We start from the raw sequence: 13,045 nt of genomic DNA, 5'->3' as shown, positions 1-13,045 counted from the left end.
CCGGGCCAATATCGACGCGAAGCGGCCGGTTGCCTATCCTGTTGCCCATCCAATCACCCTCCCGGCAAACGGGCTTCCGGCTCCACCATGAACCGCCCCCCCATCATCCTCATCGGCATGCACCGCTCGGGCACCAGCCTGGTAGCCGGGCTGCTGGCCCGCTCCGGGGTCGACATCGGCCGCCGCCTGGGCCGCAACAACGAGGCCCTGTTCTTCCGCCGGCTAAATCGCTGGCTGCTGGCCCAGGGCGCCGCCACCTGGACCCGGCCGCTGCCGTTCAGCGATGTCCTGGACGACCCGCCCTCCCGAGAGCTTGCCGCGGACTACCTACGGGCCAGCCTTAAATTGCCACGCAGTCTCGGCTTCTGGGGCTGGCGGGGGCTTATCGGAACGGGCAGTCAGGGGTGGGGCTGGAAGGACCCGCGCAATACCTTCACCCTGCCGCTGTGGCTGGAGCTGTTCCCGGAGGCACGGGTGATCAATGTCGAGCGCCACGGCGTCGACGTCGCCGAGAGCCTGGTGGTGCGCCGCAACCGCTCCCTGGAGCGCAGCCGGCAGCGTTTCCAAAAGCGCCGGGCGCTGTACCGTTTCCTGCCCAAGCGCGGCGAGCTCGTCGACACCCCGCGGCTGGCCCGGCGCGACCCGGCGCTTCAGCTGTGGACCGAGTACATGGCCGAGGGCCGGCGGCGGACCGAAGCCCTTGGCGAGCGCGCCCTGACCGTCGCCTACGAAAACCTGCTGCAGTCCCCGGAGCAGGAGCTCGAGCGCCTGGCTGCCTTCTGCGGCCTGGTTCTGGATCCCGCGGCCCGGCACGACCTTACCGCTTCGCTGGACCCCGGCCGCGCCTTCGCCTACCGCGACGACCCGGAGCTGCGTCGGTTCGCCGGTGACCGCACCCAGCTTTTGGAGGCCTTCGGCTACCGCCCCTGAGCCGTTGATAGTGGCGGGCAATGGGCGAGGGGAATTCCTTCCCCTACCCCAACAGGGCCGAGGCCACCGCCGCCACGCCGGCCACACCGGCGATGCCGACCGCCGTCGCCGGCCGGCGCGGCAGGTCGGGGACGGAGATCGCGCCGGCGATCACCAGCGCCCACACCGTCAGGGTCACGGCGAGGGCCAGCCAGACCCCGGCGAAGGTCCCGGATATCAGGCCAAGGGCCAAAAGGAGGAGGTACCAGGGAACCAGGGTAACCGCGAAGGGCCCCTTGGCCCCCTCAGCGCCCTTCCCGGTCCATGCCCCCGCCACCAGGACCGCCGCCAGGAGGATCCCGGCGCCGATACCCAGCCCGGACCAGGGGCCGGACCAGGGGATCCAGACCGAGGCCTGCCCCAGTAAGGCGCCCCCCGAGGCGGCGATCACCACCCCGGCGACGAGCCACCCGCGGCTCAGGCGCGACACGTCCCGGGGCCGGACATCGTGGACCAGATAGTACACCGTCACCGCCGCGGCCAGGGAGGCATTGGCCAGGGTGGGCCAGGCGGCGAACGGATTGCCGTAGAGCCAGTAAAGCCAGAAGATCCCGAGCACCAGCAGATGGGACCCCGTCCGCCACTGCTCGCCGTTGAACCAGTACATGGACCAGGTGAACGGCTGGTCGGGGCCGCGCTTGGGCGCCGGCGTCAGGCGGATGCCCCAGCGCGGCACCTCCCGGCACATCTGCTCGTACTCCTCGCCGAACTCCTGGCGCAGGAACGGCTCCTCGTTCAGCACCCAGCGGCGATAAACCAGGAAGAGCAGCGGCAGGTAGATCAGCGCAAAGGGCGCCAGGCCGGCCACGACGAAGAAGCCCAGGTCCATGACCAGGTGGGCCACATAATAGGGGTTGCGGTTGTGGCGGTAGGGGCCGAGCAGCGTCAGGACCGTCTCGCGGTCGTCGTAGCCGGCGCGGGCCAGATACCCCGCCGCCCACCCGTGGAAAGCGACCCCGGCGACCACCAGCACCGTGCCGATGGCCATCACCGGCCAGGAAGGCGGCACCGCGAACAGAAGCAGGAGCAGGTAGGCGATGCGCCGCGGGTTGGTCTTGTCCTTGCGCAGCATGACCCGCGGGAAGTGGTAGATGTAGCCGCCTTCGGACATCAGCCGCGGTCCCCCTCGGCAGGTGGATGCCCCGGCCGTTCCGGCTCCGGACCGGCCACGCCGCCCGCGGGCGCCGCGAGCGAGTGGTTCTTCACCGCCAGGAAGCCGGCCCAGTTGTACCACTTGAAGAAGGGCTCCACCCGGCTGAAGCCGCTCTGCTGCAGGAGGGCCATATTCTCCTCCATGGTCAGCGGGTTGAGCACCCCGCGCAGGCTGCTGGCCTTCTCCAGGACCTCCTCCGGGGACAGCCCCTGGCGGCGCTTGAAGTCCCAGTACAGCTCGGTCCACATGTCCTCGAAGGCCGGGCTGTCGCCGCGGGTCTTCTCCAGCAGGATGAGCGCGCCCCCCTCCACCAGGGACTCCGCCAGCCGACGCAGCAACCGGCGGCGCTCCGCCAGGCGCAGGAACTGCAGCGTGAACACGCTGGTGACCAGGTCCGGGGCCGGCGAGAGCTCCACATCCAGGATGTTGTTATGGCGGAAGCCGACGCTGGGGGCCTGCACCTTGCGCCGGGCCTCCTCGATCATGGCCTCGCTGACCTCCACCCCGGTGAGCTGGAGGTTCTCCTTACCCGAATGGTAGTCCGCCAACCGGTAGAGCGTTTCCCCCGTGGACGAGCCCAGGTCGTAGACCATGCTGCCGTCGCCCACGAAGTACTCGGAAAGCTCAACCACCATGCGCTGGATCTCGTCGTAGAAGGGCACGCTCTTGCGCACGTGGCTGTCGAAGGCCTGCGACACCTCCTCGTTGAAGCGCCACTCGCCCGGAACCGCGCTGATGGTCTCGTCCACATTGCCCAACGTTTTATCCCCGTTTGTCCGCTTGCCGGTCACCTATCTTCCCCGCTGGCGGCCGATCCTTCAACTGCTTCTTCCGACCGGGCCACCACCGCCAGCTGCCGCCGGGCGATGCGCTCCAGCTCGGCGTTCTCCTCGGCGTAATGGGCCTCGATGCGCTCGCGCATACCGTGGCGCGCCAGCAGGTCCCAGTCGTAGTAGAGCACCCGGTCGAAGACGTGCTGGATGAAGCCCCGCCGGAGGCGGCGCAGGGGCCCCAGCAGGTCGTTGAGCCACTGCGGGATCCGCCGGCCATGGGCATCTCCCGGGCCGGGGGCGGGATAGCGGCGCCACACCCCGGGGTGGAACAGGTGGATCGCCAGGGCCGAGTAGCTGCGGTTGTGACCGCGGGAAGGGGGCGGATCGGGCAGGGTTGCCAGGCCCAGGGCGTCGGCGATGAGGGCCTTGACCGCCGCCGGCCGGGCGCGCAGGTCCTCCTGGCGCAGCAGAAAGACCGCGTCGTCCCCGAAGGCGTCGGCGTAGGCGCGATAGATGGCCAGAAAGCGCAGGCTCAGGGCCTCCACATTGCGCGCCCCGTAGACCTCCCGCGCCACCCGCGGCCGGAACTCGCCGTCGTAGAAGTTCAAAAACGCCTCGATGGGGACCGCCTTGCCCTTGGCTAGGTGCTGGCGGTAGGCGGACTGCAGCCAGTCCGACTGGCGCCGGACGAAGAAGATCACCCGGGCCTCGGGGAACAGCTCGCGCACCAGCGCCAGGTTGTCGGCGTAGTCGTGGTGGCTGCCGTACATGTCCCCGGAGATGTGGGGCTCGGAGACCACCAGGGTGCGCTCGTCCCCGGAGGCGCGCCAGTCGGCCACGGCGTCCCGGGCCCGGGCCACCCGCCCGGGATCATCCGGGTGGCGCACGGCCTGGCGCAGCGCCGGCCACAGGGGCTCGGGATTGACGTTGAATCGGGCCGGATCCAGCTGACCGAAGACCTCCCGCTGCAGGAACCGGGTCCCGGTCTTGTGCAGACCGATATGCAGCAGCACTTGAGGCGGGCCGCTCATGGCGCGCCCCCGTCGAAGGTGTAGCCCAGCAGGTCGAGGTCCCGGCGGTAGTGGTCCGCCACCAGCTCGGTCAGCTCGTCGGTGTAATAGCGCCGGTAGTCCTCGCGGTCGGCGGCCCGGCGCCGGTGGGGCAGGGCCGGCTCGGGGATGCCGATCCGCTCGCAGATGGCGGCGAAATCGGCCGTCAGGCGCTCGTATCGGGCCACGAAATCCACGATGGTCTCGCCGCGCAGGTCCACCAGGTACTCGTGCTGACGCTCGGCGGAGACATCGAGCATGTAGTCGTAGGGCCGGTCGGGATCGAACTTGTAGCGCAGGAATGCGCCGAAGGTTTCGATGCCGGCCACCACCTCCGGCTTCTCGCGCCGGATGTGATGCCAGGAGCTCACCTGCAGGTCCCAGGGATTGCGCACCACGGTGAACTTGAACAGCTCCCGGAACACCGGCTCCGGCAGCATCTCCTTGGCCGCCACCGCCTTGCCGTGGCGCGGGAAGCGCAGCCCCAGCTTGTGCCGCGGCCGGGTCATCTGGTCCGCCTGCGCCGCCAGCCACAGGACCGGGGTGTACCAGCGGCCCCAGCGGTAGCGGCGCAGGGCGGCCCGGACGCTGGTACCGCCGGTCTTGGCGATGTGGACGAACAGGAAGCGGTGGGAATAGGAGATGAGCATACCGGGCCGATGGGCTCAAAAGAGCGATATTTTAACAGTCCCCGGCGTGGGGTAAACTTGCCGCCGTCATGCCCACCCCCACTCCGCCATCCCCCACACCGCGCGTCGCCATCTTCCTGTCCTTCTCCGGGGACGGCGGCGTGGAGCGCATGATGCTCAACCTGGCCGGGGCCATGGCCCGCCTCGGCGTGGCCGTGGACCTGGTCCACGGCCGCAGCGAGGGAGGGCATGTCGCCCAGGCGCCGGAGGGCGTGCGCATGGTGCCCCTGGGGGCCCGCCACAGCCTGACCAGCATCCCGGGGCTGGTCCGCTACCTGCGCCGGAACCGGCCGGACGCCCTCCTCGCCGCCAAGGACCGCGGCAACCGCGCGGCCCTCCAGGCCGTGCGCCTGGCGCGAACCGGGACCCCAACCGGGGTGCGCCTGGGCAACAACCTCTCCGGCGTCCTTCAGGGCCGGGACCCCCTCCACCGCCGGCTCCGCGCCCGGCTCATGCACCGCGCCTACCAGCGGGCCGACGCCATCATCGCCGTCAGCCGGGGCGTCGCCGAGGACACCGCCGCCGTGGCCGACCTGCCGCGGGAGGCCATCCGGGTCCTGCCCAATCCGGTGATCACCCCCGCCCTCCACCGCCGGGCTGGCGACCCCCCCGAGACGACCTGGCCGGAGGGCGACGGCGCCCGGCTGCTGGGGGTGGGCCGGCTGGACCGCCAGAAGGACTTCGCCACCCTGCTGCGGGCCTTCGCCCGGCTGCGGCAGCGCCGCCCGGCCCGGCTGCTCATCCTCGGCGAGGGACCGGAGCGGCCCCGGCTGGAGGCCCTGGCCGCCGACCTGGGCGTGGCCGACGCCGTGGCCCTGCCGGGCTTCGCGACCAACCCCTACCCGGCCCTGGCACGGGCGGACCTGTTCGTGCTCAGCTCGGCCTGGGAGGGCTCGCCCAACGCCCTCACCGAGGCCCTGGCCCTGGGCACGCCGGCCGTGGCCACCGACTGCCCCAGCGGGCCGCGGGAGATCCTGGCGGACGGCGAACTGGGCCCGCTGGTTCCGGTGGGCGACGCCGACGCCCTGGCCGACGCCATGGCCGCCACCCTGGCCGACCCGCCCGACCCGGACCGGCTGCGCGCCGGGGTCGAGCGCTACCGGGACACGGCGAGCGCACGCGCCTACCTGGCGGTGCTGGGCGTGACCCCGCCGACCTGAGCGGCCGCCATCACCGCATCCACCCGCTCCGTCACGTCGGCAACCCCGATGGCGCCCATGGCCCCGGGGTGGCGCACCCGCTTGCCCCACGGGGCCTCGTCCACCGTGGTCCCGGCGTAGCGCGCCAGGTTGTCCGGATAGCGGTTAACCACCCAATCCCGGCTCAGGTAGGGCCCGGTGCGGTCGGGATTGGTGGTGGCGTACAGGCCGATGACCGGGATGCCCGCGGCGGTGCCCATGTGGGCCGGCCCGGTGTCCGGGGCCACCAGGGCCGTACTGCGCTCCAGCACCGCCAGCAGCCCCTTGAGGGAGGTCGCACCCACCAGGTCCACGGGCTCGGAGGCCATGGCGGCGCGCACCGCGTCGGCGAAGGCCCGCTCCCCGGCCGAGGGGCCGCCGGTTAGCGCCACCGCCATGCCGTGGGCGCGGACGGCGTGGTCGGCCACCGCGGCGTAGCGCTCGGGATACCAGTTGCGCCAGTTGCGCGGGCGCACGCTGGCGCAGGGATTGATCGCCAGCACCGGGGCCTCATGGGGCAGCCGCTCGGCGGCGAAGGCGCGAGCCGTCTGCGGAATCGGGATGGCCCAGCGCAGCTCGCGCTCACTCAGGCCCAGTGCCTGCAGGAAGTCGAAGAAGCCGTCGAGGACATGGCTGCGGGGATGGGGCGGGATGCGGCGGTTGACGAACAGGCCGTGGCCGTCGCGGGAGCGGCCGCGGTCGAAGCCCAGGCGCCGCTCCGCCGGCACCATGCGGCCCGCAATGTTGGCGCGCAGCGCCGTCTGCATCTGCAGCAGGGCGTCGAAGCGCCGGCCCTGGAGGCGCCGGCGCAGGTCGCGCAGGGCGCCCAGGCCGCCACCCTTGTCGAAGGGCACCACGGTCACCCCGTCGAGGTCGCCCACCAGGCCGGCCTCGGTCCGGCCCACCACCCAGGTGAGCTCGGTCTCCGGCCAGTGGCGCTGGATGGTGCGCACCACCGGGACCACGTGGCTGACGTCGCCGATGGCGGACAGGCGGAGGATGCAGAGGCTGCGGGGCGGCGCGGGGCCGGGGGCCTGACTGGTCATGGGGCAACTTGGGCGATGGATGGGCGGCGACCGGGGCGGCTTCCCTCCCCGCGCCAGAGCGGCTATCCTGCGCGGCCGGCAGGCCCGTCACATTGGGGGAACGGCTTGGAGCCCACCACCCGCTCGACCGGCGGGGCACACATTCTATACGACGCCGCCATCCTCCGGAACCCGGAGCGCGAGCTGTGGCCCGCCGGCAACGGGGACGAGCCGGGCCCCGCGGCCGCCCCCGAGGCGGCCGGGCGCGGCGCGGTGCGCACCCGCACCCTGGCCGACGGCCGCGAGGTGGTGGTGCGCCACTACCGCCGCGGCGGCTGGATGGCCCGGCTGTGCCGGGACCGCTACCTGCCGCTGCCCCTGGCCCGGACGCGGCCCTGGCGCGAGTGGCACCTGCTCGCCCGGCTGTTCCGGCTGGGGCTGGCCGTCCCCCGGCCGGTGGCAGCGCGGGTGGTCCCCGCCGGGCCCACCTACCGCGGCGACCTGGCCACCGAGCGCCTGCCCGGCGCCCGCACCCTGGGCGAGGCCCTCACCGGCGCCGCCCTGCCCGCCCCCACCTGGCGCCGCATCGGGGCCACCCTCCGCCGCTTCCACGACGCCGGCGCCGACCACGCCGATCTCAACGCCCACAACATCCTCCTGGACGCCGAAGGGGGCGTGTACCTGGTCGACTTCGACGGCGGCCGCATGCGCCGCCCCGGCCGGCGCTGGCAGCGGCGCAACCTGCGGCGCCTGCGCCGCTCCCTGGCCAAGCTCGGCGGCCGCATCGCGGATTTCCGCTTCACCGAGGCCGACTGGTCGGCGCTGCTGGCCGGCTACGCCGGGGAAGCCGCGTAAGGCCCGGGACCGTAGGTCCGGCTTAAGCCGGACCTGCGGGCTCCATCCGGTGCTTGTGGGAGGGGCTACCAGCCCCGACCCGGATCGGGCGGGCTCAATCCCGCGACCGGCCGGCCAATGATGGGCACCACTCGCCGAGCACCTCCAGGTAATGATCGAGCACCTCGGCGCGCTCGGCCACGGCCGCGCGGGCCGCCTCGCCCAGAGCGCGCCGGCGGTCCGGATCGGCAAGCAGCCCGGTGAGGGCTCCCGCCAGGCCGTCGGCGTCGGCCACCTCCACCAGGCCGCCCGCCGCCGCCAGGGCCGCCGCCTCCTCGGCGAAATTGTCGGTGTGCGGCCCGGTGACGATGGCGCATCCCAGGGCCGCCGGCTCCAGCAGATTGTGGCCGCCCCTGGGCACCAGGGAGCCGCCCATGAACACCAGATCGGCGTGGGCCATGAACCCGGCCAGCTCGCCCAGGGTGTCCGCCAGGTAGACCTCGGTGGCCGCGGTCACCTCGTCACCGCGGCTGCGCACGGCCACCTGCCGCTCCCCCAGATCGCGCCGGATGGCGTCGCGGCGCTCCGGGTGGCGCGGGGCAACCACCAGCAGGCGGCCGTCGGTTTCGGCGGCCTCCCAGGCCGCCGCCACCAGGGCCTCCTCGCCCTCGCGGGTGGAGGCCGCCAGGACGTAGGGGCGAGCCAGCCCCGGTCCCTCAACGGAGCCCGAAACCGCCGGCCGCCGCGCGTACTTGAGATTGCCGGCCACCCGCACCCGCTCCGCCGCCAGCCCCAGCTCCCGGAAGCGCCCGGCGTCGGCCTCCGAGCGCGCCAGGCACAGCGATACCGCATCCAGGGCCCGGCTCAAGGCCCGCCGCAGCCAGGCCGGGGCCCGGATTGTGCGCGGCGACAGCCGGCCGTTGACCAGGGCCAGCGGCAGTCCCCGTCCGCCGCAGGCGGCGAACAGGTTGGGCCAGATCTCGGTCTCCAGAACCAGGGCGCAGCGCGGCTGCACGGCGTCCAGGAAGCGCCGCACCGGCCCCGGCGCATCCAGAGGCAGGTAGGCGTGGGTGACAGCGGCGGGCAGCTCCCGGGCCGCCACCGCGGCGCCGGTGGGGGTGTTGGTGGTCATCAGCACCGGCCCCTGGACCCGCTCCGCCAGCGCCGCAACCAACGGCGCCGCCGCCTGAACCTCCCCCACCGAGGCACAATGGACCCACAGGGCGAACGGCCCCGCCGGCCGTCCCCGGCCAAGGCGCTGGCGGAGATAGCGACCGCCACCGTCGCGGGCCGCCCGCCACAGGGCATGCGCCCCGGCCAGCGGCAGGACCAGGCGGGTGAGCTGACGGTAGAGAGTAGTGGCCATGGGACCGGATCGGGCGGCGGACGGAGGCGGCAATCCTGCCACGAAGGGCGGGAAGGGGCCAGAGTCGGGAAAGCGCGCCCTGGTCAGGGAGGGCTCTCTGCCGGAGGCCTCGCTTCCTCGGCAGGGTACAGCCTTATGGGGAAGGGGCGAGGGCCCGGCCTCAGGTAGAGCCCGCCCCCACATAAAGACGGTTGCACAGACTTTATGACAGCATATATGATGCCAAAATGGCGGAAATTATCCTTGATACGAGCGTCATCGTCTCCGGCCTACGGGCTGGTGGCGGCCAGTCCCGTTCCGTTCTGCGGCGGGCCATCTCTGGAATGGACACCCTCCTCCTCGGAACAACGTTATGGCTGGAATATGAAGCCGTCCTCGAGCGTACCGAGCTGGACACCTTTACAACCCGGGAAGAGCGGGCAACGGTACTGGCCAGTTTGGCTGCAGCGGGCCGCTGGGTCCGAATCTATTACGGCTGGCGCCCCAACCTGCCGGACGAGGCCGACAATCACCTTATTGAACTGGCGGTTGCCGGCGGCGGCCAAAGCATCGTGACCTGGAACCTCCGCGACCTGGAAGGAGGCGAGCTGATCTGGCCGGAACTGAAGATTCTCAGTCCCCCGCAATTCCTGAAGGAGATGGACCCATGACCACACTGACCATCCGCCTGCCGAACGACAAGGCCGAGCGGCTCAAGGCGCTTGCAAAGAGCCGGGGCGTGAGCGTGAACAAGCTCATGGAGGAAATGAGCACCCAAGCCTTGACCGAATGGGACGTGGAATCCCGCTTCCGGGCCATGGCCGCCCGGGCGGATAGCCGGGAGGCCCTTGCCGTGCTCGATCGCCTGGATCGCGCCGACGAAAGCGGCTAGAGGCAGGAGCTTACCGCTTCATCCCCTGCGGAGATCCAACCAAGCCCACCAAAACCGGCCTCAGAGGGAAGTCAGGAGGATATCGGCCACCTCCAGACGGAGGCCACCCAGGCCGGCAACCTCGACATTGTCCCCCACACCGGCAATCTGCCGGTGGCCGTATCCGCTATCTCCGGGCTGCGAGTAGACCGCCACCACATTGTTGACGAGATCGACAAGCCAGGCCTCCGGGATCCCAGAGCCAGCGTATAACCCCAGCTTGGTCTCCCGGTCGTAGGGCAAGCTGGCATCCGCGACCTCGATCACCAAGCGGACCGCCTCCGGCCCAGGCAGTTCATTGCTGTACCAGTCCCCCCTGGGCCGCAAAAGGGCCAGGTCCGGCTCCGGCTCATCATAGAGGGACAAACGGATCGGATTCTGCACGCTGACGATCGCCCGCTCGGCGGCAGCGGGGACGAGAAGGCTGGTGAGCTGATTGACGATCGCGGCGTGACGGCTTCCGATCGGCGTCATCTCGACCACTTCCCCCCTGACCAGCTCCACCCGCTCATCCGGATGAAGGATGCCGTCCTCCGCCATGCGGTGATAATCCTCGACCGTAAAGCGATGGGGCATGGCGTGGGTAACTGTCATGGCGCGACCCTCGACCAAGCGGTTTCTTGACTTGCGGAGAGACTACCACCGCCAGAAGAAGGCACGAAATACTCTCTGGCGAAGTGGCGAAGATTCAGGTCTTTCCGTTTGCACCTCGCCGAGCGATACGGCTGACGCGCGAGGAATGCAGCCCGAACCACTCGCCGATCTCCCGCAGGGTATAGCCCCCGCTGGCATAGGCGCGGGCGATGGCCTCGTCCCGCGGGTAGGCCGCCGCCAGCTCGGTCAAGGTAGGCGGAGCCGGCCGGCGCTGAGCCCTTGGCACCTCCTCCGGCCCTTGCCCTTCACCCGCCTTCCCGGCTGCCTCCCGCACGAAGTCTTCGGAGCCCAGATAGATCTGCCCCTGCAGGCCTTCCCAGGGGGAGGGCTGGCCGACCCCCTCCGCCACGAACTGGCGGTACCGCCGCCGGGCGGCCTCCGGCCGGCCGCCCAACGCCGCCAGCAGCCAGTCGACGGTCAGCCAGGGCGGGCGGCCGTCCAGCCCGGCCGTGGCCCGGAAGCTGCTCCACGGCCACTCGGAAGCGTCCGCCACCAATCCGGCACGCACCGGGTTGAGGACGATATACCGGGCCAGCTCCAGGAGGTAGGCCTCCTCCTCCACCAGGATCGCCTTATAGCGGCCCTGGAGCACATGGCCCGAGCGGTGATGCCGGCGGTTGAAGCGCTGGGTATAGACGCCGTTGAGGTGGCGCATGCCGCGGCCGAGATTGGCATCCGGGGTCGCCACCAGCAGGTGGTAGTGGTTGCCCATGAGGCAGTAGGCATGCAGCACCCAGTTGAAGGACGCCACCACCTCCCCCAGCAGGCCGCAGAAGGCCTCCCGGTCGGCATCATCCAGATAGATCCAGCCCCGAGCGTTGCCGCGGGCCGTGACATGGTAGAGGGCGCCGGGGTATTCGATGCGTAGGGGGCGAGCCATCGGAGCAGCCTAACCCGCCTTGGGCAAAAGGCAAGGCCTGACCCCGGTAACCCCGGCGGTAATACCCGTGCCTGTTGTAGGAGCCCGGCTCCGCCGGGCGAGGTTTTGGGTGGGCCGGGTCGAAGGCGAACGGCTCGCCCAATGAATTGGGCTCCTACAGGAAAAATGGGGTGCGGCTGGATACGGCTGAGCCTTTTGGGGAATCAGGAAACCGAAAACCGCACAAAACCGCGAGCCGCCCGACCAGCAAAAAGAAACCCCGGCCCTGGCCGAGGTTATAGTTTTTCGTCTATTTCAGCTTGTTTTTTAAGAATGTCGTTAGCTAGATGTCTTGACCTGGTAAAAGTAGGGACAGAAAACCGTTTGTCATTATGTGGGCAGTACCAAATTTCATGATCCCCTTTCGCCTGCTTTAAGAAGAAGCAGCCATTTTCCTCAAGGATGGTTTTTAAAGGGGTTGAATAGTTATCACCCAAGGCTATTGGTGAGCGACTTCTTGAATGGTATCCCGAGCTATCAGCTCATAAGGAATTTCTATTCCGTCATGTGGTGCCGGGATTTGGCCGTTTTCGCGCAGAAGCTCAGGAATGATTGAACGCAAACGCTCGCGGAGCCGGTTCATATCCTCGGCTTCCGTAGCCAACCCAATGATATCGTCACTGGTGGCTACCCATACCTCTGCTTCCGGATCCCAGAAGGTTTGTACATGAAAAACCTTCGTGGCCATTTGTGCTTTCTCCGTTTTTGCCTTACCCCTAACGCCCGAAAGGGTCGTATATCTAGGTTCAGCATGGGTTGGACAAAAGTTTTTCGCCAAACCGTTAGACTGTCAACCCTCGATTAGGTGCCGGAACGCGAACCTATGGATCACGAACCTAAGGAACCTAATGGGTGCCCTCGGTAGTGACCCCTCCTGCAATTAAGGGAAAAATCTACCTGATTACCCAGAAGGCTCAGCCAGGCTGGGCGGTGCCTGTTGTAGGAGCCCGGCTCCGCCGGGCGAGGTTTTGGGTGGGCCGGGTCGAAGGCGAACGGCTCGCCCAATGAATTGGGCTCCTACAGGATAAATCGGGTGCGGCTGGATACGGCTGAACCTTTTGGGTAATCCGGAAAATCTAAACCTTGCCCTGGAAGATCGGATTATTTGTCCCGCCCTCCCCGGGGACCGATCAGCCAAACGAAGGCGATCAGGATCGCTGCGGCCACCAAGGCCCATCCGAGTATCTTGGTGGTGCGACTGGGCAAGCCAAGCCACCGGGCGTTAATCCATCGGGTGCGGGAAATTTTCGCTGGGGAAGCGGTCCACGAATGGGTGGGATGTGGCGTATTGGCCACCGACCGGAAAGCCCGAGTCCGGCACCCGGACCGTTAGTCCCGCCCATACCCAAGAGAAGGGATGGTTAGGGGCAAAAGGCAAGGCCTGACCCCACAACCCCAACCCCCATGGCCAAGAGGAATGGCTAGGAGCAAAAGGCAAGGCCTGACCCCAATCCCAACCAGTCAGGGGTATGGACCGGCGGCTAATGGGGACCGTGGTTTTTCCCGTGGCTGCCGATCCACCAGAC

14 protein-coding genes are annotated in these 13,045 nt (G+C 69.5%); 5 read left to right on the top strand and 9 right to left on the bottom strand.

The window, feature by feature from the left end; all coding sequences use genetic code 11:
- The first annotated feature begins 87 nt into the window (after positions 1–87).
- Positions 88–930 carry a sulfotransferase gene (locus V5A19_RS12495; protein WP_332327858.1) on the top strand — a complete coding sequence of 281 codons (843 nt, stop codon included), beginning with the start codon at positions 88–90 and terminating at the stop codon, positions 928–930.
- 43 nt (positions 931–973) lie between these two features.
- Here the strand turns inward: V5A19_RS12495 and V5A19_RS12490 are convergent, their stop codons facing one another.
- The 4 genes from V5A19_RS12490 to V5A19_RS12475 are packed head-to-tail and all read right to left on the bottom strand — an operon-like array spanning position 974 to position 4,594.
- Positions 974–2,080 carry a methyltransferase family protein gene (locus V5A19_RS12490; protein WP_332327857.1) on the bottom strand — a complete coding sequence of 369 codons (1,107 nt, stop codon included), beginning with the start codon at positions 2,078–2,080 and terminating at the stop codon, positions 974–976.
- On the bottom strand, positions 2,080–2,913 hold the full coding sequence (locus tag V5A19_RS12485) for a methyltransferase domain-containing protein (protein ID WP_332327856.1): 834 nt from the start codon (positions 2,911–2,913) through the stop codon (positions 2,080–2,082). Before V5A19_RS12485 ends, V5A19_RS12490 begins: the two co-directional genes overlap by 1 nt.
- Positions 2,910–3,926, bottom strand: coding sequence for a hypothetical protein (locus V5A19_RS12480; RefSeq protein ID WP_332327855.1), 1,017 nt, complete (start codon positions 3,924–3,926; stop codon positions 2,910–2,912). Before V5A19_RS12480 ends, V5A19_RS12485 begins: the two co-directional genes overlap by 4 nt.
- The gene (locus V5A19_RS12475) at positions 3,923–4,594 is read right to left on the bottom strand and encodes a sulfotransferase family 2 domain-containing protein (protein WP_332327853.1); all 672 of its coding nucleotides are present in this window, start codon (positions 4,592–4,594) and stop codon (positions 3,923–3,925) included. Before V5A19_RS12475 ends, V5A19_RS12480 begins: the two co-directional genes overlap by 4 nt.
- Before the next feature lie 68 nt (positions 4,595–4,662).
- On the opposite strand from V5A19_RS12475, the gene V5A19_RS12470 reads away from it, so the two are divergent.
- Positions 4,663–5,793, top strand: coding sequence for a glycosyltransferase (locus V5A19_RS12470; protein ID WP_332327852.1), 1,131 nt, complete (start codon positions 4,663–4,665; stop codon positions 5,791–5,793).
- Here the strand turns inward: V5A19_RS12470 and V5A19_RS12465 are convergent.
- Complete coding sequence (locus V5A19_RS12465; RefSeq protein ID WP_332327851.1) at positions 5,757–6,857, bottom strand: glycosyltransferase family 9 protein; 1,101 nt, start codon at positions 6,855–6,857, stop codon at positions 5,757–5,759. The two genes, V5A19_RS12470 and V5A19_RS12465, sit on opposite strands and share 37 nt — an antisense overlap.
- A gap of 105 nt (positions 6,858–6,962) precedes the next feature.
- Here V5A19_RS12465 and V5A19_RS12460 point away from each other — a divergent pair, with 105 nt between their 5' ends.
- Complete coding sequence (locus V5A19_RS12460; protein WP_332327850.1) at positions 6,963–7,691, top strand: 3-deoxy-D-manno-octulosonic acid kinase; 729 nt, start codon at positions 6,963–6,965, stop codon at positions 7,689–7,691.
- 94 nt (positions 7,692–7,785) lie between these two features.
- On the opposite strand, the gene V5A19_RS12455 is transcribed toward V5A19_RS12460, so the two are convergent.
- Positions 7,786–9,036 (bottom strand): 3-deoxy-D-manno-octulosonic acid transferase, encoded by a 1,251-nt coding sequence (locus V5A19_RS12455; RefSeq protein ID WP_332327849.1) that lies wholly within the window; start codon positions 9,034–9,036, stop codon positions 7,786–7,788.
- Positions 9,037–9,263: 227 nt separating this feature from the next.
- Between V5A19_RS12455 and V5A19_RS12450 the strand changes: the two genes are divergently transcribed.
- A complete protein-coding gene (locus V5A19_RS12450) occupies positions 9,264–9,686 on the top strand; it encodes a PIN domain-containing protein (RefSeq protein ID WP_332327848.1) in 423 nt (140 codons plus the stop codon).
- Complete coding sequence (locus tag V5A19_RS12445; RefSeq protein WP_332327847.1) at positions 9,683–9,907, top strand: CopG family transcriptional regulator; 225 nt, start codon at positions 9,683–9,685, stop codon at positions 9,905–9,907. The genes V5A19_RS12450 and V5A19_RS12445 overlap by 4 nt, the downstream gene beginning before the upstream one ends.
- A gap of 60 nt (positions 9,908–9,967) precedes the next feature.
- On the opposite strand, the gene V5A19_RS12440 is transcribed toward V5A19_RS12445, so the two are convergent.
- The 3 genes from V5A19_RS12440 to V5A19_RS12430 all read right to left on the bottom strand — a co-directional run bounded on the left by V5A19_RS12440 (position 9,968) and on the right by V5A19_RS12430 (position 12,207).
- Positions 9,968–10,540, bottom strand: coding sequence for a Uma2 family endonuclease (locus tag V5A19_RS12440; protein ID WP_332327846.1), 573 nt, complete (start codon positions 10,538–10,540; stop codon positions 9,968–9,970).
- Between the two features lie 94 nt (positions 10,541–10,634).
- Positions 10,635–11,480 carry a transposase gene (locus V5A19_RS12435; RefSeq protein ID WP_332327845.1) on the bottom strand — a complete coding sequence of 282 codons (846 nt, stop codon included), beginning with the start codon at positions 11,478–11,480 and terminating at the stop codon, positions 10,635–10,637.
- 478 nt (positions 11,481–11,958) lie between these two features.
- Positions 11,959–12,207, bottom strand: coding sequence for a DUF1902 domain-containing protein (locus V5A19_RS12430; protein WP_332327844.1), 249 nt, complete (start codon positions 12,205–12,207; stop codon positions 11,959–11,961).
- Positions 12,208–13,045: the final 838 nt, after the last annotated feature.

It is taken from the genome of Thiohalorhabdus sp. (assembly GCF_036628635.1).
Classification (GTDB): Bacteria; Pseudomonadota; Gammaproteobacteria; order Thiohalorhabdales; family Thiohalorhabdaceae; genus Thiohalorhabdus.
Note: the sequence above shows the minus strand (reverse complement) of the source record. Positions and strands in the feature narration are given on the sequence as shown.

Bases quoted from the DNA above. Each gene is read 5' to 3' on its own strand.
- V5A19_RS12495 (WP_332327858.1), top strand. From the start codon at position 88: ATGAACCGCCCCCCCATCATCCTCATCGGCATGCACCGCTCGGGCACC.
- V5A19_RS12490 (WP_332327857.1), bottom strand. From the start codon at position 2,080: ATGTCCGAAGGCGGCTACATCTACCACTTCCCGCGGGTCATGCTGCGC.
- V5A19_RS12480 (WP_332327855.1), bottom strand. From the start codon at position 3,926: ATGAGCGGCCCGCCTCAAGTGCTGCTGCATATCGGTCTGCACAAGACC.
- V5A19_RS12475 (WP_332327853.1), bottom strand. From the start codon at position 4,594: ATGCTCATCTCCTATTCCCACCGCTTCCTGTTCGTCCACATCGCCAAG.
- V5A19_RS12470 (WP_332327852.1), top strand. From the start codon at position 4,663: ATGCCCACCCCCACTCCGCCATCCCCCACACCGCGCGTCGCCATCTTC.
- V5A19_RS12465 (WP_332327851.1), bottom strand. From the start codon at position 6,857: ATGACCAGTCAGGCCCCCGGCCCCGCGCCGCCCCGCAGCCTCTGCATC.
- V5A19_RS12455 (WP_332327849.1), bottom strand. From the start codon at position 9,036: ATGGCCACTACTCTCTACCGTCAGCTCACCCGCCTGGTCCTGCCGCTG.
- V5A19_RS12450 (WP_332327848.1), top strand. From the start codon at position 9,264: ATGGCGGAAATTATCCTTGATACGAGCGTCATCGTCTCCGGCCTACGG.
- V5A19_RS12445 (WP_332327847.1), top strand. From the start codon at position 9,683: ATGACCACACTGACCATCCGCCTGCCGAACGACAAGGCCGAGCGGCTC.
- V5A19_RS12440 (WP_332327846.1), bottom strand. From the start codon at position 10,540: ATGACAGTTACCCACGCCATGCCCCATCGCTTTACGGTCGAGGATTAT.
- V5A19_RS12435 (WP_332327845.1), bottom strand. From the start codon at position 11,480: ATGGCTCGCCCCCTACGCATCGAATACCCCGGCGCCCTCTACCATGTC.
- V5A19_RS12430 (WP_332327844.1), bottom strand. From the start codon at position 12,207: ATGGCCACGAAGGTTTTTCATGTACAAACCTTCTGGGATCCGGAAGCA.